Source organism: Bacillus sp. FSL K6-3176, assembly GCF_038003325.1.
GTDB classification, from domain to species: Bacteria; Bacillota; Bacilli; order Bacillales; family Bacillaceae; genus Bacillus; species Bacillus altitudinis.
The window spans coordinates 2788224-2810919 of sequence record NZ_JBBOOX010000001.1 but is presented as its reverse complement, the minus strand read 5'-3'; the positions used below and the strand labels follow the sequence as shown (position 1 = coordinate 2810919).

Sequence of the window (22696 nt, the reverse complement as noted above, 5' to 3'; positions counted from 1 at the left end):
GGGCTGACATTGATTGAGCTTTTTGCCATCAGAAGCGGCACGATGTATGAGCTTGTCACAGAGAGTGTGACACTTCAGGGGCAAAGGTATCAGGCCCCTCGCTCTATTCAGGCGAATATTATCACAAAGCAAGGCAGTCAAACATATTACCGTGTCTCAGAAGGAGACACGGTTCTTTTTAAATGGAAAGGAAAAGAGCTGTTCAGAGGCATCGTGTTTTCTAGGACGCCTGTTGAAGGAAAGCTGACCTTTACCGCATACGATATGCTCCAATATTTAGTGAAAAACCAAGATGTATATGTTTTTTCAAATCAACGGGCAGATCAAATTTTGAGGCGGATCGGGGCAGACTTTCAAATTCCTATGACATCCATCGCAAATACAGGACATATCATGAAGTCTCTCGTTTTTAAAAATGACACGAGTTTATATGACATCATTTTAAAAGCATTGAAGGAAACGAAGCGGCAAACCGGTAGAAATTATCAAATTTATTCTGCTAAAGGCAAGATGGGGCTGAGAGCTTGGCCCGATCCAGAGGACGTGTGGGTCATTGAATCAGGCGTCAACCTCATCGGTTATCAGTACAGCACCTCCATTGAAGAGACAGCAACACGTGTGAAGATGCGCACGTCTGTAGACGAACAGGGGAAGAATAAGAAAAAAGGTAGCAAATCAGATATTGTGGTGATCGAACAGGATAAAGCGGGTCAGAGTCAGTACGGCATTTTACAGCATGTGGAGACGGTCACAGGTCAAATCAACCAGCCGCAGCTTCAAAAAAGAGCGAAAGTACGCCTAGCTGAGAAAAAAGGCGTCAAACAAGAAGTGAAAAGCATACAAGCACTCGGAATCCCTGAACTGCAAAGCGGTCTGCCAATCTATTTGAAAATCCCTGAAATCAACATCAAAAAAACCTACTGGATCGATCAAGACAAGCATGAATTCAATGGAGTGAAGCACACCATGACAATTGACGTCGTTGAGAAAAATTCCATGCCAAAGGGTGATCAAGCATGAGATTAAGTGAAGCAATTAAACGACTCGCTGTCAATGCAGTAGATGCAGCTTCTCCAATTGATCTGGTGATTGGAGAGGTCACAATGGCTTCGCCTCTTCACATCCGATTAAATGAAAACAGTAAGCTGATCATTCCGGAAGAACTGCTTATTTGGCCTAAACGCTTAAATAAGGGTGAGGATGATGAGTTGAAAAGGGGAGACAGCATTATGGTACTTGCAATGGCAGGAGGGCAGTCCTTTTACATCATCGACAAATTGTAAGGGAGGTGATGAACGTGGCACTTTCACCAGAGGAAGAAATCGAGGAAACAGAGGAAGATGAAGAGGTAGAAACCTCGACGACGTATCGCATAGATTTTGAAAATGGCAGGCTGACAAATGAAGCCATTACAGGCATTGAATCGATCCGTCAATTTATTTATATGACATTGCGAACAGAGCGCTATGCACATCCCATTTACAGTCACGATATTGGCACTGAAATTCAGGAGCTATTGACTGATACTGAAGCAACTGATGAATACAAAGAAATGGAGATTCCAAGATTGCTTGAAGAAGCATTGGTCGTTGATGAGCGGATTGATCATATTGAAGAGATAGAGGTCACGAAGCAAAATGATGCCTTTCAAGTCAAACTAACCATTGTCACAGATGAAGGCACATTAGAAATAGAGGAGGTGATGGAGGGAGATGTTTGAGGAGCAAACGTATGAGGCGTTGATGGAAAGAATGCTGGACAGGCTACCAGATGATATAGACAAAAGAGAAAATAGCGTCATTTGGAATGCCTTGGCACCTGCTGCTGCTGAACTCGCTCAGTCGTATATTTGGCTTGATCAAGTATTTGAGCTTGTCTTTGCTGATACAGCACAGGGGGAATTTTTAGATCGACGAGCAGCAGAAGTGGGGATTGAGCGAAAGCCAGCCACCACAGCGGTGTGGTCCGTAACCATTCAACCAGAGAACGTAAACATTCCAGCAGGATCAAGATTCTTTATTGAAGATGTTTATTTTCAATTTTCAAAGGACGGTACACTAGAATGCGAGACAACAGGTACAGCCGGCAATGGGCAATTAACAGGTCAGCCGCTGCTATCGCTTGATACCATTCCAGGTCTAGAGTCGATGATCATGAAGGAATTGGTGATACCAGGGCAAGAGGAAGAAGATGATGCGTCATTATACGATCGGTATTTAATACGCGCAAGGCGAGAGGCTGTCAGTGCCAACAGAGCACATTACAAAAAGTGGGCCGAGGAAGTGGTTGGTGTCGGCAGAGCGAAAGTGTTCCCGCTATGGAATGGAGAGGGAACGGTCAAAATTGTCATCACAGATGGCAATCTAGATGTAGCATCTGAGCTTCTTGTCAAAAGGGTCCAGGAGTATATCGATCCTGTACCGGGAGAAGGAGAAGGGCAAGCTCCTATTGGCTCAAAAGCAACTGTGGAAAGCGCCAAGTGGCTGGATATTGACGTAGAAGTGTCCGTCGAACTTCAGATGGACTGGACACTTGAGGGTGCGCAAAAAGAAATAGAAGAAAAGGTCAAAGCACTGTTAAAATCAATCGCATTTGAAAAAAGTACGATTCGAATGTCCGCTTTAAATGATATTTTGTACCATTCAGAGAGTGTGTCCGATTATGCAAACGTCTTATTGAATGGGGAGTCAAAAAACTTAGTATTACAGGACATTGAGATACCACGTCTGAGGCAGGTGAAGGTTATTGAGCAAACTTGATGAAATGAAAAACTACTTGCCGCCTTATTTCACAGAGATTTATGATGTGGATCATTTACTAAAAACGGAGGCGCCAGAGTTTGAACAATTGGATGAATCCATTTTTGATGTAACGGATCAGTTCTTCCCTTTAACAGCGACGTGGGGATTGAATTGGTGGGAGAGAATGCTCAAGGTGCAGCGAGAGTCAGATGATTCGATTGAGCTGCGCAGGGCACGATTACTCAATATGATGTCGAACATTCCACCAATTACGTATCTTTCATTAGAGAAATCTGTGAATCGATTTCTTAAAAATCCAAGTGCGATCATCCGTCTTACAGTCAACCGTTATCATTTTGCATTGCGTGTCAACCTAGATGACCTGCAAAACACAAGATATATCGTCGAAATACTCGAAACGTTAAAGCCAGCACATTTGGCGTATACGTTCACCGCCATTCATCATACAGATGTTCATGAAACAAATGATCATCACCAGCGGCTCACACTGCGAAGCAGAGTGGGCTTTTTCGATCATATTCCAATTTTACTCAATGGTGAATTCGTATTAAATGGAACGTTCTATCTTAGCGGGATACGAGGTACTACGGAGGTCCCAGCTCGTTTTCGGCATTCATTAAAGATGAGAATGCCGCTTCAACAAGAGAAAGAAACAGCATATCGTCTGAATTATGTCATGACTGGAGCATCGTATGAAACGAAGCAAGCAGCTACGCTGACTTTGCGCGCAAAGAACCAGCTTTCACATCACGCGAAAAAGAGGATGACGTTCCGCTTACCAGTACATGTTCAAAATGAACAAGGCGGCAGTTTACTGATCAAGGAGCATTACTGGATTCTCGATGGATCCGTTCCACTTGATGGATCAAAAATGCTGGCAGCAACTTCTAAAAAAATAGATCTATAAGGAGGATCACAATGGCTGATCAATTAACCGTAACCACACTATATGCACGTCAACAAATGGCAAAGGCACGAGCAGAAGGAACAAAACTCACAAAAGTCGTCAAAATGGCGTTCGGAAATGGAGGAACAAAGGATGGAAAACCGATCTCTCTTGACGGAACCGAACAAGCACTCAAAAAAGAACTGATTCAAAAAAATATTGACTCGTTTACCTTCATGGAACCGGCAAAAATCCGCTACACCTGCACCATCGCTGAAGGAGAACTAGCAGGCGAAGTCATCAATGAACTAGCCCTTGTCGACGAAGCCGGCAAATTCACCGCCATCCGCACCATGACAGACAAACAAAAAGACGGCGACATCGAATTTGTTTTTGAGATTGATGATATTTATTAATGGAGGGGAAAAGAAGTGGACATAAAATCACCTTTACCGTTTGAAACCTCTGACAAAGCCCATGCCAACTTATTTAACCGGATGGTCGATACACTTGTGGAGAATGACAATGCGCTCAGTAGACAAATAGAAGGAATCACAAATGAAAGCTTGTTCATTTTAAAAGGCGATCAAGCCATTCAAGATGCATCAGTCAGCGGTGAGCAATATCCAAATGGGATTACGTTGATGGCTATAGCGAATGATACCGGATATCCTACAAAATTAGGTTTTGTGAAGAACGAAAAAATGAATGAGTATCGTTTTATACAATATTATTATGGCAACGGTAATGAAACAACTAGTTATTTTACTAGTACTGGTATTTGGTTTAGACAATGGTATATAGCCTCAGGGTGGACAGAGTGGCACAAAATCTCTGGTTTTCTTCATACGAACATTGGTACAACTGGTAAGCAGTTGCTTAATAATGCTGAGCGACAAAAAATCCTTTTTAATCGAAAAATCAAAGATAGTCACAATAATTTTGATATAAAAAATAGTCGTTTTATTTGTCCGGAAAACGGAATGTATCTAGTAAACGCTGGAGTCTATATTGAGACGGTTCAAATGTATGCAAATTTTGAGCTGTCTATTTTTTTAAATGGTAAAAATTATAAAAATATATCTCATTATAGACATCTCCCTGCCACACCCTCTGAAACGGCAAAACTTGATATAGGTTTATATGGGGCTGCGAATGTTCCAGCTAATAAAGGAGATTACGTTGAAATTTACATGTATATAGGCTATGCGGGAAATTCTGATCGTTATATATCTGATAATTCAGGTTGGTACAACTATTTCGATATTACGGAATTAGGCGGCCGCAATTTCCCGAGAGTGTAGGAGGATTCAGATGATTTTATATGAAGCCATTAAGTATAAATACCCCGATGCGGACCCGCAAAAAGATTTTGAACTAAGAAATGATGGCGATGGTTCGTATTTAAACGAGTGGCATCTAGATGTGCCAAAGCCAACGGTAGAAGAGTTGAAAAAATGGTGGGAGGAATCCCAAGCCAACCCGAGGTATGAACCACCTCTTCCACTAGATTATCTAGCACAAGAAGTAGCCAAAGAAAAGCTAGTGAGAAAACAGCTTGAACACCAATGTGATCTTCTAACAAATGAACTAAAGGTGCTAAAAAATGAGATCCTTTTCATTAAAGGAGAGAGTGAAACATGAATTATTGGGTTATGGCATTATATTTCCAATGGGTGACACCTGAATTAGTTAAAGAAGCAGTTGAATTAGGTGATTGTTCGATGGAAGATCTAAATGCAGGATATGAGCAAAGGATGCTCACTTTAGAGCAGTTGCAAGAAATAAAACAAGCATTAAGAGTGAAAACTGAATAGAAATAAAAGGACCATACCTGATTTTTCAATGACATGTTCAAAGCACTACTTGAGAACGATATTAGAGCAGTTCTTAAAACATACAAATGATGCGAGAATACAGCAGCTAATACAAAAAAGCAGAAATGTGATGATTCACAGAGTGATTAGATAACATTATATAGTGGAAGGAAGCGTATAGTGATAATAGATTTGAAAGGAGAATGATCATGGAGATTAAGACACCACGCACTTTTAAAACAACTGATAAAGCCCATGCTGATCTATTTAATGACATGGTTGAGGCTTTTCTTGACAATGATGTGGGTCTATTAGAGTCAATCAATCAACATATGATAGATATAAATCCACATGCATCTGAAGCAGAAAAGAAAAAATGGAACGATTCTCAGGGCTATAAAATTACAGCGGATAATGGAAGTCATTTAATTAATGTGCGAGCTGATGCTAGGATTTTTGATATGATAAAAGGAAAAGGAACGTGTACTTTTTATGCAGCTTCTGGAGTCGAAGATTCCCCATCAAATCTTTCATTGAGAGGATTACAGACAGTAGGCCAAGATAACATTGGTACTGGCTTTGCTGTAGATATTGCTGGTAATGCTTATAGTTTTTACTATAATGCTGCAGATACTACTATTAACTGGACAAAGCTCCCGTCAAATGCTGAAAGAAATAAATGGAATGATGGGCAATTGTCTAAGATTACTTCAGATAATGGAGGGGTGATTCTATCTGTTTCAGATGGTGAAGATTTACTTGAAAAGGTTGTTTCTTTAGGCCCGAAGCATGGTACATTTTATGCCACAGGTAAAGCATTAAACAGCCCAACTACAAGATCATGTCGTGGTATGTATCATTTTACTTCTCAAGATAGTAATGGAAAAGGTACATTTGGATGGGTCATAGCAATAGATTATAACAATTACATGTATACAAATTATCTTGATTTAAATTTGGGGTGGCAAGGCTGGAAACGTGTTTTAACAAAGGAGGATATGGATAATACTTCTTTTGTTGATACGTATGATCTCGATAATTCTTCTGTATCAGCCGTTGAAAATGTTCCAACAAAACTGAATTTTGGTGATACAAGATCAGACGATTTAGGAGAGTATAATCGTTCGCGAGCTGAAATTACACTGAAAAATAATGGTCTGTATTTAATTAGGCTTTATCTTAATAGCAATAACATTCCTGTTGGATCAGATAGCATTTTGTCATGTTATGTGAATGGTACAGAATTTCAACGATTAGGTAATTGGAATCCTGTTATCTCATCAAGTATATGTGTATTGTACCTTCAACAAAAGTTTAAAGCGGGGGATAAGTTAACATTTTATATTACACCCAAAAACACTGGAAGAACTATTACAGTAAATAGGGCTTATGTTACTTTGTCACAGCTAAGGTAGGATTATTTGAAAAATAAAGTGTGTGTGCAAATCGGTGGAAGCTGTCGTTCAAAACTTAATGACGTTCACTTTTACTAGATTCTATTTTATGTGTTCAATACAACAAAGGAACGAGAACAGAAACTCAATGCACAATACATGTTGTTAAAATTATTGGGTCAAATTGCAGGAATAAAGGAAGGGAATAGACCCATGCAATCGATCCACTTTATTGGAGTGGCGTTAATCATAGGTAAGGGCAGACGTGACAAATTAATATTATAAAAATCAGGATATTTAAAAAATATGTACTTAATATTGTTCTAATGACTTGAATCCTAATGAATTCATCACGTTTGGTTCCAAATCTAAGAACGAAGTGAAATAACTGATTTTTATCATAACATCACCTAATTCGTAATGTTTTTTGGAAGGAGAATAAGATCATAAAAACACCTCAACCTTTTAAGACGAGCGATAAAGCTCATGCAGATCTCTTTAACGATTTAGTGAAAATTTTAATTGAAAATGATCAGGAACTACTAGAACAATTCAACCTTCATACGAGAGATCCAATTCCTCACGTATCTGGTTCAGAAAAGAAAAAATGGAACGAATCTCAGCTATATAAACTGACAAATGATAACGGGTCCCAATTGATCAATATTCCTGCTGGTGGCAGTATCTATGAGGGAATTAAAGCGCTAGGGGCTTGCTCATTTTATGCGCCAGGTGGTTCTGGAGTAGTCGATTCCCCAGCTATAGGCAATGCTGCACTAAGAGGCTTTCAGTTTGTAGGTCAAAATAATATTGGCGTAGGAATTGCAATTGATACATCAGGCAACTCATTTTGTTTTTCCTATCATGTGAATGACATCGGAATCAACTGGATGCAAATGCCGACTCAAAATGAAAAAAACAAATGGAATGCAGGACAATTGTCTAAAATTACTGCTGACGATGGAAAAGCTTTTGAAAGAATTAATGCAGATGATCCTAGTATTTTAGATAAGCTGATAAAATTGCCGGGAGTTCATTCATGGTACATTCATGAAGCACATCCAGATCTTCCGACAAGAAGTTCAATGAGGGCTTTGTCTGTTTTTAGTGAAAATACCTATGGATGGGTCATCGGTGCAAACAATACAGGAGATGTCTATATTAACCGTTCAACAACTGATGTAACGGGTACACAACAAGAGTGGAGCGGTTGGAAACGTCTCAATGACCATAACCTATTAAATTCAAAGGGATTAAGACTTTCAATGTCAATAGGAACTGATATTTTAACGCTGCCATCGGGCTTTTACTTTGCTGTAGGATCTAATATTGTAAATATGCCTGTCGATAATGATTCTTCTTGGTTTAATATCGATATCTTAGAAACTGTAAATGGTAGAAAGACCATTCATGTCTGCAGAAGTTACGACAACACTCATTGGTTCGGAACAGTCCATACTGATGGTGTTTTTAAAGGGTGGAAAAAACTAGTGACTGATGCTGATTTTGAAAATGTTAAGTGGCTAAATGTAACCTTAGACAAAAGCTCTTCTATAGGGGATAGACCAGTTGAATATGTGAAATGGGGAAATTTATTATTGCTGAGAGGCCACCTAAAAGCAAATAGAGAAGTTATTTTTGGATGGATTCCAGCTGATCGTTTACCAGATAAAGGAATAGTAGTATCAGTTCCGGTATCAGGTACAACGGGTCATAGTAAATTATATATCTATAATACAGGAGAGCTAAAACTAACTGGTTTACATGCAGTGAATAACAGTGCAGTAACTGGCTACTATTTAGACATGGTTGTTCCATTAAATTAAGGAAGTGATACAAATGATACAAGCTTATGAATACAATCAGCAAAATGAATTGATCAGACCTATCGAAGTGTTCGAAAGGGATGATGAAGGAAATTATATTATTCCAGAGCAATGCACAACAATTGCACCACCCAATAATCCTTCTTTTTATAAGGCTGCATTTGATGTAAAAAAACAACAATGGTATGAATCAGCGACCCAAGAGTATATAGACAGCTTAAAACCAGCCCCTCTCCCGCCAAGTGATATAGAACTTTTAAAGAAACAAAATGCTTTGTTATCAAAACAATTAACGCAGCTATTAGCTATGCAAAAAGTAGGTGCTTCAGATTGATGTTTCCAACTGTAGCGGATATCAAACAATTCTGGGACTGGCAGTGTTACGGCCCAGAGGACATTGCATTTTATGTAAGCATTGGCTGGATCTCGGCAGAAGACTATCAAAATATAACTGGAGAAATGTACAAAGCCTAATGGCTTTATTTTTTTGCCGGAAAGAAGGTGATTCAAATGGAAGTAGATGTCGTTCAAAACTTAATGACACAAGGCCCATTCGCCGTTCTTTTTTGCTGGATTCTGTTTTATGTTCTCAACACTACAAAAGAACGGGAAAACAAACTCAATGAGCAAATCGAGGCGCAAAATGATGTGTTAGCAAAGTTTAGTGAGAAGTATGACGTCGTGATCGACAAGCTCGATAAAATTGAACGGAATTTAAAATAGGAGGAAAACATCATGAAAACATTCGACAAAGGCACTGTGATTCGCACAGTGCTTCTTTTTATTGCGCTTATCAACCAAACGCTTGTCATGTTTGGACAAACGGTGCTGCCGATTAGCGAGGAGCAAGTGCAAACCGCAGGAGAGGCACTATATGTGGCAGGTTCCACAATTTTCACTATGGTCACTGCCGTGATCGCTTGGTTTAAAAATAATTATGTGACCTATAAAGGTCAATTGCAAAAAGATGCCCTGAAACAAAGAGGGTTAACAAAATAATTCTTAAAGGAGAAACAATATGGTGAAGATCATTCAAGCACTCATCCCAAAACAGAATCGCAACAGACCAGAAAACAGGATGAAGCCGCTCTATATTACGGTGCATAATACATCGAACACTGGACGGGGGGCTGATGCGGCAAATCATGCAGCATTTGTTGCTCGGGCAAGTACCGGGGTTAGCTGGCACTACACGGTCGATGATCAGGTCATTTATCAGCATTTACCTTTAAACGAAAATGGCTGGCACGCAGGAGATGGCAGGGGAACCGGCAATATGAAATCAATTGGAATTGAAATTTGTGAAAATGCAGGCGGTAACTTTGAACAAGCCGTTAAAAACGCCCAATGGCTCATTCGAAAACTGATGGGGGATTTAGGAATTCCTTTATCAAACGTGGTGCCGCATAAGCATTGGAGCGGGAAAGAGTGTCCGCGTAAGCTGTTAAATCGTTGGGATGGCTTCAAGGCGGGTATTGCATCAGCATCAAGTCAAATGACAACAGCTAAACCTGTGAAAGAAACATCTATCAAAACCATATCAACGAGATCAACATCTAAAACCAACAAGGTCAAAAAAACATACAGTTTGCCTGCAGGTATTTTAAAAGTGACGAAGCCTCTTACAAAAGGGTCAGCTGTAAAAGCTGTACAACAAGCCTTAGCATCGATTTATTTTTATCCTGATAAGGGAGCGATCAATAATGGAATCGATGGGTACTACGGACCCAAGACTGCGAATGCAGTGTCTCGATTTCAAATGATGCATGGGTTAACCCCAGATGGCATTTATGGTCCAAAGACCAAAAAAACATTAAGTAAGGTCATAGAAAGTTAACACATATGGAATGAATCAACCCTTATCTATTATAATAAAGTAAAATAAAACCATTTTTGGCGTTATTTGTTGTATAATGGTAAAAATGAATGGAGGGGTTGTATGAAGCGGATATGTGTAATGATGTCTCTTTGTTTCATTGTCATGTTCCATTTTAATATGGAAAAGGTTGCAGCTAAGACCATTTATCGAGAAGTAGAAGTTGATTTCATCATGACGGAACAGGAAAAAGATCTGTGGGTACCAGGAGGTCAAAATAATCCTGAACAATATCCATCTACTTATGGCTACCAATTTTCTATACTAAATGCAGAGGGTTGTACTTTAGAGGTGACACTCTACAGAACATCCTTATCAGGAACGGATTTTCCGTCATCAGTCAAAGAGTATACAGGTAACCAATATGATCTAAGTGCAACAGACCGAATTTTATCAAGTGGGCGCTACATTTATAGACCCCATGGTATTAAACTGACCAAAAAAGAAGGCTGTGGGGATGTTGAGATAAAAGGAGTCTTTGGTTATCAAATTCAAGAACCAGACAAATAAGCTTTTATGAGTAAAATCAAATGAAAAAGCCTATCCATCATTGGATAGGCTTTTGATAATGGAGCATAGCGGGATCGAACCGCTGACCTCTACGCTGCCAGCGTAGCGCTCTCCCAGCTGAGCTAATGCCCCGATGTGTTACGACATAACTTATTATAATCAATCCTCCTGTAAAATTCAAGCTGTAAAACACAAACACCCCGGCTATTTTTCTTTCTGATCAATCGGAATATAGTCAAAGATGTCTCCCGAATGAACCGAGTGGGCTAATCGTCTAAGCCAGTCGTAGTAGGCTTTTGAGCTTTCAAGCTGTTCAATGAGCTGTTTCGCTTCCTCTCTTTCATGTTCCTCCGCCTGATCATCACGAGCTACACCTTGAAGGCGTTCTTGCGCTTCTTCAATCGCTGCTAGATTAACCTCGACCTCTCGTTCCCATTTTTGCGGGAAGAAGTTCATGAAAAACTTAAAAAAGTCTTTCTCAGCAACAAAGCTGTGTTTTCTTCGGCCACGGTGAAAGGTCTTTTTGACAATATTCATGTCTTGCAGTTTTTTCACACCCGTACTCATACTAGGCTTACTCATTTGCAGCTCTTCACGCATTTCATCCAGCGTCATTTCCTCATTTAAATACATCGTCCCATATAGAATACCCGCACTTCTAGTAATGCCATAGAGATCCATTGTTTCAGCGATGGAATCAATGACGAGATCTTTAGCAGCTAAAATGCGTTCTTCTGCTTGTGGCTGTTCCTGCTTTTTCATCTTGTCCCTGCTTTCTATTAAGTGAATTCAATACGTTCAAAAAAATCTTTATGGACTATATGTTAACGAAAGAATGCAAAATGTCAAAATAAAAGAAGCATATCCCCCTTTGACAGAAAAATTTGAACATGTTAAGTTAATTATGTTCAGAACGTTAAATTTTTATTTAACAAACTTACCAAAGAGAATCAGAGGAGGTTCCTTCTATGAGTCAAACACTATTTATCGATGGACAATGGGTTGGCGCTAAGAGTGGCGACACAAGAGATATCATCAATCCATTTAATCAAGAAGTGATCGCGACAGTCAGTGAAGGATCAAGAAATGACGCGCAGTTAGCCATTAAGGCAGCGAGAAAAACCTTCGATCAAGGTGATTGGGCAAACATGCCTGGACTTGAAAGAGGAAATATTGTGTTTAAAATTGCTGAATTGATTAGGCGAGACCTAGATGAATTAGCCAAATTAGAATCACTTGATACCGGCAAAACATTAGAAGAAAGCAAAGCGGATATGGACGATATTGCGAACGTGTTCCAATATTATGCGGGGCTTGCTGATAAGGATGGCGGGGAAATCATTGCATCGCCTATTCCAAACTCAAAAAGTGAATTAGTCCGAGAACCTGTCGGTGTATGCGGTCAAATCACTCCTTGGAACTATCCATTGCTTCAAGCGAGCTGGAAAATCGCTCCTGCACTTGCAGCTGGAAATACAATCGTACTAAAGCCAAGTGAAATTACACCATTAACCACGATCAAAGTTTTCAAACTTATGGAAGAAGCGGGTGTTCCAGCAGGCGTTGCCAACTTAGTACTTGGACCTGGAGCAACTGTTGGAGATGAGCTGGCTGTCAATGACCAAGTCGATTTAATTTCATTCACAGGCGGTATTGAAACAGGTAAGAAAATCATGCAGGGAGCCAGCGGGAATGTGAAGAAAATCGCCCTTGAGCTCGGCGGGAAAAACCCGAATATCGTCTTTCAAGATGCTGATTTAGACGTAGCGGTTGACCAGGCAATGAATGCTGTGTTTTTCCATGCAGGGCAAGTGTGTTCAGCAGGTTCACGCTTGTTAGTGGAAGAATCTATTCATGATGAATTTTTAGAAGAACTGGTGAAGCGTACGAAAAAAATCAAGCTAGGCAACGGCTTTGATGAAGGAACCCAGAGCGGACCGCTCATCTCAGCTGAGCATCGAGAAAAAGTAGAAAAATACGTCAGCATCGGTTTAGACGAAGGCGCAACATTAGAAACAGGTGGGAAACGACCTGAAGCAGAGGAGCTTCAAAAAGGGTTCTTCTACTTGCCGACGATTTTCTCAGGCTGTACATCAGACATGCGAATTGTACAGGAAGAAGTGTTTGGACCAGTCCTCACTGTCGAATCCTTCCGATCAGAGGAAGAAGTCATCGAGCTGGCAAATGACACGATTTATGGTTTAGCAGGAGCGGTGTGGTCTTCTGATATCGGCAAAGCCGAACGAGTGGCTCGTCAATTAAGATTAGGCACGGTATGGATCAACGACTTCCATCCTTATTTTGCCCAAGCACCGTGGGGCGGGTATAAACAATCAGGTCTTGGACGTGAATTAGGACGTACGGGCCTTGAAGAATATACGGAACTAAAACATTTATATCGAAATACAAAACCAGAAGCGGTTCATTGGTTTAAATAAATATCACTTATCTGGAGGAGATTCTATATGACTTTAAATATGAAAATTGAAAGCATGCAAAAATTCCATACGTTTGAAATTCCGACTGTCATCAAGCATGGCATTGGGGCAGTGAAACATGTTGGGGAAGAAGTGAAAGCATACGGCGTTTCAAAGGTATTGCTTGTCACAGATCCTGGTATTTATCAAGCGGGTGTTGTGGATCCAGTGATTGCTTCATTAAAAGAAGCGCAAGTTGATGTGGTTCTATTTAATAAAGTAGAACCAAACCCGCCAGTCCGTTTAGTGAATGAAGGATCTGCGTTATATGAAAAAGAAGGCTGTAATGGTTTAGTCGCAGTAGGCGGCGGAAGCTCAATGGATACAGCGAAGGCTATTGGTGTGGAAGCGACTCATGAAGGATCAGTTCTTGATTACGAAGCGGCTGAGGGGAAAAAACCGCTTGAAAATAGAATCCCTCCGTTAACCACAATTCCGACAACGGCTGGTACAGGTTCAGAGGTCACGCAGTGGGCAGTGATTACTGACGAAGAAAGGGAATTCAAATTCAACACAGGTGGCCCACTCATTGCAGCTCACCTAACAGTGATTGACCCTGAGCTTCATGTATCTATGCCGCCGCATGTGACGGCTATGACGGGTATCGATGCGCTTGCGCACGCGATCGAATGCTATACGATGAAGTTTGCTCAGCCAATTACAGATGCGGTAGCGCTCATGGCCATTGAATATGCTGCTCATTATATTCGCCGTGCCTTTGCTGATGGAGAGGATTTAGAAGCAAGATATGGAATGGCACAAGCTGCGATGCTTGCAGGACTTTCCTATGGAAGTGAATCAGCTGGTGCAGCCCATGCGATGAGTCAAACGCTTGGGGGTATTATTCCTGTCGCACATGGCCAATGTGTAGCGGCAATGATGGGACCTGTCATGGAATATAACTGGAAAGGGTACCCAGAGAAGTTCGCTCGAATTGCGCAAGCATTCGGAATTGATACAAGCAGAATGACAACAGAGGAAGCTGCAAAAGCAGCAGTGAATTGGATGTATGATTTAGTGGAAGACCTAGAAGTTCCTTCATTAGAAGAACAAGGTGTACCAAAAGATATGATCGACCGTTTATCTAAAGAAGCAATGAAAGATCCGCAAACAGTTGGAAACCCAAGAGACCTCAACGAAAAAGCATACAACTGGATTTACGCTCGCTGCTTTGATTTAACACCTAAAACAGTGTAACAATGAAAAAAGGCTCCCAAAAGGGAGTCTTTTTTACATCTTATAGCTGTTCTTTAATTTCTTTAATTTGATGAATATGGCGCTTTTCATGTGCGCCGATAAAATCAAGGTATTGCTTTAATGAAAGTTCTTCAAACACAGGATGTGCAATCACGCGTTTGAAATCTTCCTCTGTAAACGTTGATAAAATTTGATTTAATTTCTCACGAGCTGTATCAAGCTCATCTTTTAAATGTGTAGGTGTCACATGCTTGCGCTCTGGCTCAACAATACTAGGCGCAGTGGCTTTTTTTGAACGATCCTCTGCCATTTCCACCGGCTTTGGCTCATATTCTTTAATCGGTGCTTTTTTCCCCTCGGCAGCTAGATGTTTTGCTGAAATTAGGTCCATTTTCTTTAAATGATCTGCCACCTCTTGAATACTCCAAGTATCATCAGATAATTTTTGATTCAATTGTTCTTCGTTCAAACCTTGCAGCTCTTGCCACAATTCTTGTCTTGCATCATGTAATAAACTCATTTTCATCACCTCAAGATCAAATTTTAACATACTGGTACATGACAATCATTCTTGAGCTATCGTTGAATTCCTTTGAAGAATTGTGAGGAAATTTGAAACCTTTACAAAAGTGGTTCGTATTACCTGTTAGAAGGAATACACTTGGATGTGAGCATGGTCTAAATGAATGAAAGGCTGCTCATTTCATAAAGAAAGGGTGAGGAAGATGGATGTGTTTGGGCTGCCTCTTCAGACGCTGTACTTATACATATTGATGGTATCAGGAATCCTGACGCTTGTTTTCGTCTTTTTTGGCGATGTATTTGATGGATTGTTTGAAGCGATTCCTGTCCCGTTCCTTCAACCAACATTGATCCTCGCATTTCTTACCTTTTTCTCGGCTGGAGGATTTATCTCTGAAAAAACAGCAATTGTAGGAAGTGGACTTGGCGCAGTATTATCTACCATTCTCGCAGTGGTTCTCGTTACTTGTTTAAATGTATTTGTCTTAGTCCCGCTTTCCTCTGCTGAAGAATCTCTTTCATATACGGAGGCCGACCTAAAAGGAAGAACTGGGGAGATCATTGTATCTGTACCAAAAGATGGGTTTGGAGAAGTGCTGTTAATTAGTAACAGCGGGAAAATCTCAAAGCCTGCCGTCAGTTTCGACGAAGAGGAGATTCCATATGGAACCCGGGTGCTGGTCGTCGAAGTGAACAAAGGCGTGTTATCTGTTATACCAAATGAAGAAATCTAGGAGGGAATGCTATGCCAGGAACAACCATATTAATTATTATTGGAATTGTGCTTGTGATTCTCATTGCACTTATTGGTGTATTTGTTTCGAAATACCGGACTGCTGGTCCAGATGAAGCATTAATCGTCACAGGAAGTTACCTCGGAAGTAAAAATGTCCACGTGGATGAAGGTGGAAACAAGATTAAGATTGTAAGAGGTGGAGGTACCTTTGTACTCCCTGTTTTTCAACAAGCAGAGCCGCTCAGCTTACTATCTAGCAAGCTAGATGTTTCAACGCCTGAAGTCTATACTGAACAGGGTGTACCGGTCATGGCGGATGGAACGGCCATCATTAAAATTGGCGGATCAATTGAAGAAATCGCCACTGCGGCAGAGCAGTTTTTAGGGAAAACAAAAGAAGATCGTGAAAATGAAGCAAGAGAAGTACTAGAAGGACACCTTCGCTCCATTTTAGGGTCAATGACAGTCGAAGAGATTTATAAAAACAGAGAGAAATTTTCTCAAGAAGTACAGCGTGTCGCTTCTCAAGATCTAGCGAAAATGGGTCTTGTCATTGTATCGTTTACAATCAAAGATGTCCGTGATAAAAATGGCTATTTAGAATCACTAGGTAAACCTAGAATTGCTCAAGTGAAACGCGATGCAGATATTGCGACAGCAGAAGCAGATAAAGAAACACGTATCAAACGTGCAGAAGCAGATAAAGATGCGAAGAAATCTGAGCTTGAGCGTGCCACTGAAATCGCTGAAGCAGAAAAAATCAATGAGCTGAAAAGAGCAGAATTCAGACGTGAACAAGATACAGCAAAAGCAAGCGCTGACCAAGCGTACGATCTTGAAACAGCTCGTAATCGTCAGCACGTAACTGAACAAGAAATGCAAGTCAAAATCATTGAACGTCAGAAGCAAATTGAATTAGAAGAAAAAGAGATCCAGCGTCGTGAGCGTCAATACGATTCTGAAGTGAAAAAGAAAGCAGATGCGGACCGTTATGCTGTTGAGCAGTCGGCTGCGGCGGAAAAAGCGAAGCGTCTTGCAGAAGCAGATGCGAAGAAATACAGCATTGAAGCAATGGCAAAAGCAGAAGCAGAGAAAGTTCGGATTGACGGGCTTGCCAAAGCGGAAGCCGATCGTGCAAAAGGGGAAACAGAAGCAGAAGTCATTAGGTTGAAAGGACTTGCGGAAGCAGAAGCGAAAGAGAAAATTGCAGAAGCATTCGAACAGTATGGCCAAGCGGCGATTCTTGATATGATTGTGAAAATGCTACCTGAATATGCGAAACAAGTATCTGCTCCACTTTCTAACATTGATAAAATTACAGTTGTTGATACAGGTGGAAACGGGGAAGGCAGCGGCGCCAACAAAGTGACCGGCTATGCGACAAACCTTATGTCCAGTCTTCAAGAAAGTCTGAAAGCTTCCTCTGGAATTGATGTCAAAGAAATTATTGAGAATTTCTCTGGCAAAGGCAATGTGAAACAAAGCATCCAAGAACTGACGAATGAAATCAAACAGCCAAGAAAAAAAGAAATCGCTGATCGTCAAATAGAAGAATAAAAATCAAAAGACACCTTCTGATAGAGGGTGTCTATTTTACTTGGGGCACATGCCGGTGTCTTTTGATAGATGAAGAGAGATTCACAAGAATGCCTGCAGATATCATCATGAACACCAATGAAGATCCGCCGTAGCTAATAAAGGGAAGAGGAATGCCTGTAATGGGGAGAAGCCCAAAGACAGCTCCTAGATTAAAGGCTGCTTGAATCATAATTTGAAAAGTAAGCCCGATCGTTAATAGCTTTCCAAATGGATCTTGTAAACCTTGAACGATTCGATAGGCGCGATACATGATGAGTAGGTAGGCACCCATCACAAACAACAGCCCCATGATTCCCAGCTCTTCACTAATGATGGCCATAATAAAATCTGTATGGGCTTCAGGAAGAAATCCTAGTTTTTGTATGCTTCCGCCTAAACCATTCCCGGTCAGTCCTCCTGAATCCATGGCGAGATAAGAATGGATCAGCTGATAACCATCTCCATCTTCATACATGAAAGGATCACGAAAAGAAGTGATCCGTTTCAAACGATAAGGAGCGGTCACAGCAAAAAAAGTGATCCCTGCCGCAGCCGTCGAACCTAGTAGAATGAGGTGGCGTGTTTTAAGTCCAGCACATAATAAGACGATACCGCAGCTCAATAAAATAGAAACTGCTGTACCTAAGTCTGGCTGTTTTAAAATCAATAAAAAAGCTAGACTCAAAAGAAGAAGTGGAGGCAGTACTCCTTTTTTAAAGGATGTAATGTACGCTTGTTTCCTTGCATATACATAGGCAAAATAGATGATCATCACTAATTTCACAGCCTCAGAGGGCTGGATGATCAGAGAGCCCAATTGAATCCATCGTTGTGAATTGTTTTTGACAACACCGATTCCAGGAAGCAGGACAAGGAGAAGACATAGCAGTGACAGCATCACAAGCCACCGAATCCATTTACGGTAAGCTTGATATGGAACCAGGGCCGCAGCGATGAAAAAGAAGAACCCAATCAAAAGCCATTGCCACTGTTTCATGAAGAAGTAGCTGCCCTGTCCATATTTTATTTCGCCTAAAGGATAACTCGCACTGTACACCATCAGTAATCCAAAGAAACAAAGACAAACAATTGTCCCAGCAAGAATGTGGTCGATTTTTTTTAGGTGAGAAAGAATTAATGACATCACCTTCAATCCCAGTTACGTCCAAACATGTAGGATGAGGACCTCAGATTGACACTAAACACAAGGCCAATGGCGATCATATTGGTTAAAAGCGCACTGCCCCCATAGCTGATAAAAGGAAGGGCAAGGCCAGTCACAGGCATTAGCCCTACTGTCATCCCTACGTTTTGGAAGACTTGAAAGACGATCAGCCCAACCACCCCAGCACATATATACAGCCCATAAAGGGTATTCGCATGCATAGCCACATGAATCATTCGATAGACCATCATAAGATATAAACAGATCAATAGGGAGGCGCCGATAAAACCAAACTCCTCACCAATAACTGCAAATATAAAATCTGTATGGGCTTCAGGGATATTTCCCCCTTGTACTTGATTTCCATTTGTATAACCGCTTCCTGATAATTGTCCTGACCCAATGCCAAGCATTGCTTGTTTCAGTTGATACCCATATGTCGAATCAAATTCATCTGGGGAAAGCCACCCATAAATGCGATCAAGCTGATGAGGTTTAATCACTTTTGTAAAGTGCTCAAAATGTTCATTGTGCAAGTAGGTCAAAAATGCAAGAAGCCCGAGAAAAGAAGCGATTAATGCAGCGATCATCTTACTTGAAATTCCTGACACAAGCATCAGTGTAAAAGCTATAGACAAGATCACAAGTGCAGTTCCCAAATCTGGCTGAATTAAAATCAGGAAAAAAGGAACAGCGGTCCAGCATATGATTTTCATTGTGGGAATCATGCTTTCTTTAAACGCAAAGCGCTGATGTTTGTATCGATTTAAAATAGTCGCTAACAGAAGAATGACAAAAATTTTCATAAATTCTGATGGTTGCACTTTCATGGGCCCAAAGCTGATCCATCTTTGGGAGCCATTTTGATTCGTGCCAAAAAAATGAACGAGAATGATGAGGAAAAGACCACCTGCAAATAATCGAAAAGATAAACGCTCAAGCAGTTCATAATCAAAGTAAGCAACTGCCGCCATAAGGCCAAAACCGACGATATACCAGAGAACTTGTCTTTTGACGAAATAAAACATATCTTGCGTTTCATACTGTCCCGATCCGCTATACACAGCCAGCAGGCTGATCACAAAGAAGCAAATGACAGTGAATAATAATGCGAAGTCAATGCTGTTCTGTTTTTTCATGTCTCCGTCACCTGCTATGACCTATTTGTCAGCTGGTTTAATACGACCTGCACCGCTGCAGCGTCATCAATATAGCCGATCGGAAAAATATAATCTGGTATTAAATCAACGGGCATAATGAAGTAAAGTAATGCGCCTCCCATCAACATCAATTCTCGAGAAGTACCCCGTGCGCTCATGAACGAGCTGTACATGCTTTTCAATTGATCAAGAAATGGCCCAACACCGCTTATCGTGTCTATCTTTTTTTCAAACTTTGCTGAGATCGTTTCTTTTCCCTCGTCTGATTGACTATAGGTCTCATATTCATTTAACTTCTGTTTCAATTCATTCTCGCTGAACGTTCCGTCATAGACATCATGATCTTTCAGCGTTCGCTCAATCTCTCCTACCGCTTGAATGAACGTATCACCGTGAATTCTTTCGTTTTTAATTGAAAATCCAGCCGTGGCCAATAGATGATCTAAAGAAATGTGTAGAGCATCTGATAGCCGCTGTAAATGGTTCAAAGTCGGTTTTCTTTTTCCGTTCATGATTCTAGACAGTGTGGCTTTATCAATTTCTGTTTGTGTACTCAGTTCTCTTAATGAAAGAGAACGTATTTGCAGTTGTTCTTTTAAAAACTGCCGAAGCTCAGTTGTTTTAAATTCCATCTCTTTCTTCACCCTTTTCATAAAGTTCAACTCTTTAATAGAAGAAGTCGTACCCAATATATAGGGGTGTTGACAAAATGTCAACGAATATCCATTAAGGATTGCATTTTATAAAATAGCAACTTATCATATGAAACATAGAGTAAGAAATGGCTAAAAGGGGTGTACAGATGAAGGTTAGACATGCAGTACATAATGATATTCCTAAAATTGCCGAAATTCATGTGAAGAGCTGGCAAACGACTTATCACGGCATTATTTCACAAGAGTATTTAGATGCTTTGAATGTAGAGGAGCGGGAAGAGAGCTGGAGAAGCAGGTCGCTTGAAGGCACGTTTGTCGCAGAGGATGCTGACGGAGTATTTGGTTTTGCTTCCTTCGGAAAACAGCGTGATGAGAGATATTCAATATATGATGGTGAGCTTTATGCCATCTATTTGTTGCAGAGAAAACAGAAATCAGGAGCGGGTATGGCTTTGATTGCAAAAGGTGTGGATTATTTAATAGAGAAAGGCTATCAGAATATGCTGCTCTGGGTATTTGAGCAAAATTCAGCAAAGCAATTTTATCAAAAGCTTCAACCCAGTTTTGCCGTCACCAGCCAGTTCGAGATGGCTGGTGAGAAACATGAGGAAATAGGGTATGGATGGGAACTGTCTGTACTAAGTGATCATGTTCAACAAATTATATCGTCAGCTTCCAATAATAATGAGAGAAAAAAGTAAAAAGGGTGGCGAGTAAAATATAAGATATAAAAGGAGAAGCCTCTACTTTCCCTTTCACACCTGCTATTTTTAATGCCTCATAGAAACTTGCCAAAAAGTAGGCGAGACTGAGGATGTAACAGCACAGCATAATGGAGTAAGGATTCATTGTCGTACCTCCAGCATGAAATCTTCTACTATTAATAGATTCAATAGAGCAGCAAATTATGCATAAAAAAATAACCCGCTGAAGCAGCTGGGTTATTTTTGTTGAGGGAAAACCAAACGAGACGCACTAGGGATGAGTAAACAAAGAACAATACTACAAATGATAAATGAAGGAACCATATATGTGCTGTTATAAACTAATGAATACACCCATCCTGGTGTTCCTTTTGGTGCATATTGAGAAAAGAAAACTACGCCTGAAATAAAGAACGTCAGCAGCCTGAAAAAACTGGCGACAAATACAGCTAGGATAATATAGAAGAATTGTTTCTTTCGCTTTTTATCCTGAATGGCTTTTTTAATTGATCCTGAGAATAGCCCGCTTAAACAAATCACAACAGATGCGACAAAGTAATCGAGAAATCCTTGTACAGGTGTAGCAATAATAGGATTGTTCATCAGCTGCAGTCCTGCGATTAACACACCGATGATAAATCCAGCAGACACGCCCCATCTAATGGACATGAGGATGACAGGAATCATGATCAGTGCAATTGACCCGCCGTTTGGCATTCTTAAAAAGAGACCTGATAAATAATCTAAAACAAGTGCAAGAGAAGTCATGATGGCGATCTCCATCAGTCGTACTAATTGATTTGATTGCTGCATAAAAAAATCCCCTTTTCACGAATTGTGCAAGGAGAGACCATGTCAGGATGAGTATGTGATTCATAGAAAAACATATCGGCTTGAATACAATGCATGTATGCAAGTGATTCCACATTCCTACTTCAGTATTAACTGACAGGTTCAAAGGGTCAGAACAACGAATTGTTCACTCTCAGCACGAAGCTCCCCCTGCGGTTATTTAATTTCAATCTATTATAAATATACTAAAGACCTACAGGATCAACAATAGTGAATTACTGAGAGAAGCCCTTTTTGTACGAATATATAGAAAGAGATAAGGAAAAATAAATTATTTAGAAAAAATACTTGTTTCTTCTTTTAAAAGGTGTTATATTTGTATTCGCCGCTGAAACAGCGCGGTTGAGAAATAACATTCGAGAAAAAAGTTGTTGACTTCATTTTGATAGAATGTTATATTAATAAAGTCGCTTCTGAGCGATAACGAAGATGATCTTTGAAAACTAAACAAGACAAAACGTACCTGTTAATTCGAGTTTTTATAAAAAAATCCTATGATACATCATAGGTAGTCAGTCAAACGCTGACGAGGCAGGAAATGATCACATGCTAAGTTCGCTACATCGTGTAGCAACGCA

General features: G+C 40.4%; 28 protein-coding genes, 1 tRNA gene and 1 riboswitch. Of the genes, 22 read left to right on the top strand and 7 right to left on the bottom strand.

What is annotated here, in order from left to right; genetic code table 11:
• The first annotated feature begins 9 nt into the window (after positions 1-9).
• From MHB38_RS14710 to MHB38_RS14630, 17 genes are all read left to right on the top strand, one after another.
• Entirely contained in the window at positions 10-1020 is a 1011-nt protein-coding gene (locus MHB38_RS14710; protein ID WP_135226206.1) for an XkdQ/YqbQ family protein, read from the top strand.
• Positions 1017-1283 carry a DUF2577 family protein gene (locus MHB38_RS14705; RefSeq protein ID WP_017358996.1) on the top strand — a complete coding sequence of 89 codons (267 nt, stop codon included), beginning with the start codon at positions 1017-1019 and terminating at the stop codon, positions 1281-1283. Before MHB38_RS14710 ends, MHB38_RS14705 begins: the two co-directional genes overlap by 4 nt.
• A gap of 14 nt (positions 1284-1297) precedes the next feature.
• Positions 1298-1720 (top strand): DUF2634 domain-containing protein, encoded by a 423-nt coding sequence (locus tag MHB38_RS14700; RefSeq protein ID WP_008344087.1) that lies wholly within the window; start codon positions 1298-1300, stop codon positions 1718-1720.
• A complete protein-coding gene (locus MHB38_RS14695; protein ID WP_057079155.1) occupies positions 1713-2759 on the top strand; it encodes a baseplate J/gp47 family protein in 1047 nt (348 codons plus the stop codon). The genes MHB38_RS14700 and MHB38_RS14695 overlap by 8 nt, the downstream gene beginning before the upstream one ends.
• Positions 2746-3669 (top strand): YmfQ family protein, encoded by a 924-nt coding sequence (locus MHB38_RS14690; RefSeq protein ID WP_202734265.1) that lies wholly within the window; start codon positions 2746-2748, stop codon positions 3667-3669. Before MHB38_RS14695 ends, MHB38_RS14690 begins: the two co-directional genes overlap by 14 nt.
• An 11-nt stretch (positions 3670-3680) precedes the next feature.
• On the top strand, positions 3681-4064 hold the full coding sequence (locus MHB38_RS14685) for a phage tail-collar fiber domain-containing protein (protein WP_017359000.1): 384 nt from the start codon (positions 3681-3683) through the stop codon (positions 4062-4064).
• 15 nt (positions 4065-4079) lie between these two features.
• Positions 4080-4952, top strand: coding sequence for a hypothetical protein (locus tag MHB38_RS14680; protein WP_135226204.1), 873 nt, complete (start codon positions 4080-4082; stop codon positions 4950-4952).
• A 10-nt stretch (positions 4953-4962) separates the two neighbouring features.
• Positions 4963-5292, top strand: a complete 330-nt coding sequence (locus tag MHB38_RS14675) for an XkdW family protein (protein WP_047946741.1) — start codon at positions 4963-4965, stop codon at positions 5290-5292.
• The gene (locus tag MHB38_RS14670) at positions 5289-5465 is read left to right on the top strand and encodes an XkdX family protein (RefSeq protein ID WP_135226203.1); all 177 of its coding nucleotides are present in this window, start codon (positions 5289-5291) and stop codon (positions 5463-5465) included. The genes MHB38_RS14675 and MHB38_RS14670 overlap by 4 nt, the downstream gene beginning before the upstream one ends.
• A 209-nt stretch (positions 5466-5674) precedes the next feature.
• On the top strand, positions 5675-6880 hold the full coding sequence (locus MHB38_RS14665) for a hypothetical protein (protein WP_057079160.1): 1206 nt from the start codon (positions 5675-5677) through the stop codon (positions 6878-6880).
• Between the two features lie 488 nt (positions 6881-7368).
• A complete protein-coding gene (locus MHB38_RS14660) occupies positions 7369-8685 on the top strand; it encodes a hypothetical protein (protein ID WP_341003803.1) in 1317 nt (438 codons plus the stop codon).
• A gap of 13 nt (positions 8686-8698) precedes the next feature.
• Positions 8699-9019 (top strand): hypothetical protein, encoded by a 321-nt coding sequence (locus MHB38_RS14655; protein ID WP_041507667.1) that lies wholly within the window; start codon positions 8699-8701, stop codon positions 9017-9019.
• Positions 9019-9159 (top strand): XkdX family protein, encoded by a 141-nt coding sequence (locus MHB38_RS14650; RefSeq protein WP_079920608.1) that lies wholly within the window; start codon positions 9019-9021, stop codon positions 9157-9159. Before MHB38_RS14655 ends, MHB38_RS14650 begins: the two co-directional genes overlap by 1 nt.
• A 36-nt stretch (positions 9160-9195) precedes the next feature.
• Entirely contained in the window at positions 9196-9408 is a 213-nt protein-coding gene (locus tag MHB38_RS14645; protein WP_017367922.1) for a BhlA/UviB family holin-like peptide, read from the top strand.
• Positions 9409-9420: 12 nt separating this feature from the next.
• Positions 9421-9684, top strand: a complete 264-nt coding sequence (locus tag MHB38_RS14640) for a phage holin (protein ID WP_019743388.1) — start codon at positions 9421-9423, stop codon at positions 9682-9684.
• 19 nt (positions 9685-9703) lie between these two features.
• Complete coding sequence (locus MHB38_RS14635) at positions 9704-10522, top strand: peptidoglycan recognition protein family protein (protein ID WP_341003798.1); 819 nt, start codon at positions 9704-9706, stop codon at positions 10520-10522.
• 102 nt (positions 10523-10624) lie between these two features.
• Complete coding sequence (locus MHB38_RS14630; RefSeq protein WP_017359003.1) at positions 10625-11071, top strand: hypothetical protein; 447 nt, start codon at positions 10625-10627, stop codon at positions 11069-11071.
• Between the two features lie 59 nt (positions 11072-11130).
• On the opposite strand, the gene MHB38_RS14625 is transcribed toward MHB38_RS14630, so the two are convergent.
• Positions 11131-11203, bottom strand: a tRNA-Ala gene (locus MHB38_RS14625).
• A gap of 72 nt (positions 11204-11275) precedes the next feature.
• On the bottom strand, positions 11276-11833 hold the full coding sequence (gene cudC / locus MHB38_RS14620; RefSeq protein ID WP_060832585.1) for a choline uptake/conversion transcriptional regulator CudC: 558 nt from the start codon (positions 11831-11833) through the stop codon (positions 11276-11278).
• Between the two features lie 206 nt (positions 11834-12039).
• Between cudC and betB the strand changes: the two genes are divergently transcribed.
• On the top strand, positions 12040-13509 hold the full coding sequence (betB, locus tag MHB38_RS14615; protein WP_008344052.1) for a betaine-aldehyde dehydrogenase: 1470 nt from the start codon (positions 12040-12042) through the stop codon (positions 13507-13509).
• Positions 13510-13536: 27 nt separating this feature from the next.
• Positions 13537-14745, top strand: a complete 1209-nt coding sequence (locus MHB38_RS14610; RefSeq protein ID WP_008344050.1) for an iron-containing alcohol dehydrogenase — start codon at positions 13537-13539, stop codon at positions 14743-14745.
• Between the two features lie 40 nt (positions 14746-14785).
• Here the strand turns inward: MHB38_RS14610 and MHB38_RS14605 are convergent, their stop codons facing one another.
• Positions 14786-15265, bottom strand: coding sequence for a DinB family protein (locus MHB38_RS14605; protein WP_048002154.1), 480 nt, complete (start codon positions 15263-15265; stop codon positions 14786-14788).
• A 205-nt stretch (positions 15266-15470) separates the two neighbouring features.
• Between MHB38_RS14605 and MHB38_RS14600 the strand changes: the two genes are divergently transcribed.
• Positions 15471-16001 (top strand): hypothetical protein, encoded by a 531-nt coding sequence (locus MHB38_RS14600; RefSeq protein ID WP_056702380.1) that lies wholly within the window; start codon positions 15471-15473, stop codon positions 15999-16001.
• 11 nt (positions 16002-16012) lie between these two features.
• Positions 16013-17560 (top strand): flotillin family protein, encoded by a 1548-nt coding sequence (locus MHB38_RS14595; RefSeq protein WP_008344044.1) that lies wholly within the window; start codon positions 16013-16015, stop codon positions 17558-17560.
• A 31-nt stretch (positions 17561-17591) separates the two neighbouring features.
• Here MHB38_RS14595 and ftsW read toward each other — a convergent pair whose 3' ends face one another.
• The 3 genes from ftsW to MHB38_RS14580 are packed head-to-tail and all read right to left on the bottom strand — an operon-like array spanning position 17592 to position 20559.
• Positions 17592-18725 (bottom strand): putative lipid II flippase FtsW, encoded by a 1134-nt coding sequence (gene ftsW, locus MHB38_RS14590; protein WP_445661577.1) that lies wholly within the window; start codon positions 18723-18725, stop codon positions 17592-17594.
• Between the two features lie 5 nt (positions 18726-18730).
• Positions 18731-19885 carry a rod shape-determining protein RodA gene (gene rodA / locus MHB38_RS14585; RefSeq protein ID WP_341003791.1) on the bottom strand — a complete coding sequence of 385 codons (1155 nt, stop codon included), beginning with the start codon at positions 19883-19885 and terminating at the stop codon, positions 18731-18733.
• Positions 19886-19899: 14 nt separating this feature from the next.
• Positions 19900-20559, bottom strand: a complete 660-nt coding sequence (locus MHB38_RS14580) for a DUF1232 domain-containing protein (RefSeq protein ID WP_065460943.1) — start codon at positions 20557-20559, stop codon at positions 19900-19902.
• Positions 20560-20708: 149 nt separating this feature from the next.
• Between MHB38_RS14580 and MHB38_RS14575 the strand changes: the two genes are divergently transcribed.
• Positions 20709-21263, top strand: coding sequence for a GNAT family N-acetyltransferase (locus MHB38_RS14575; RefSeq protein ID WP_060781331.1), 555 nt, complete (start codon positions 20709-20711; stop codon positions 21261-21263).
• Between the two features lie 240 nt (positions 21264-21503).
• Here the strand turns inward: MHB38_RS14575 and thiT are convergent, their stop codons facing one another.
• Positions 21504-22079, bottom strand: coding sequence for an energy-coupled thiamine transporter ThiT (gene thiT / locus MHB38_RS14570; protein WP_060781330.1), 576 nt, complete (start codon positions 22077-22079; stop codon positions 21504-21506).
• A gap of 97 nt (positions 22080-22176) precedes the next feature.
• Positions 22177-22279, bottom strand: a riboswitch (TPP riboswitch).
• Positions 22280-22696: the final 417 nt, after the last annotated feature.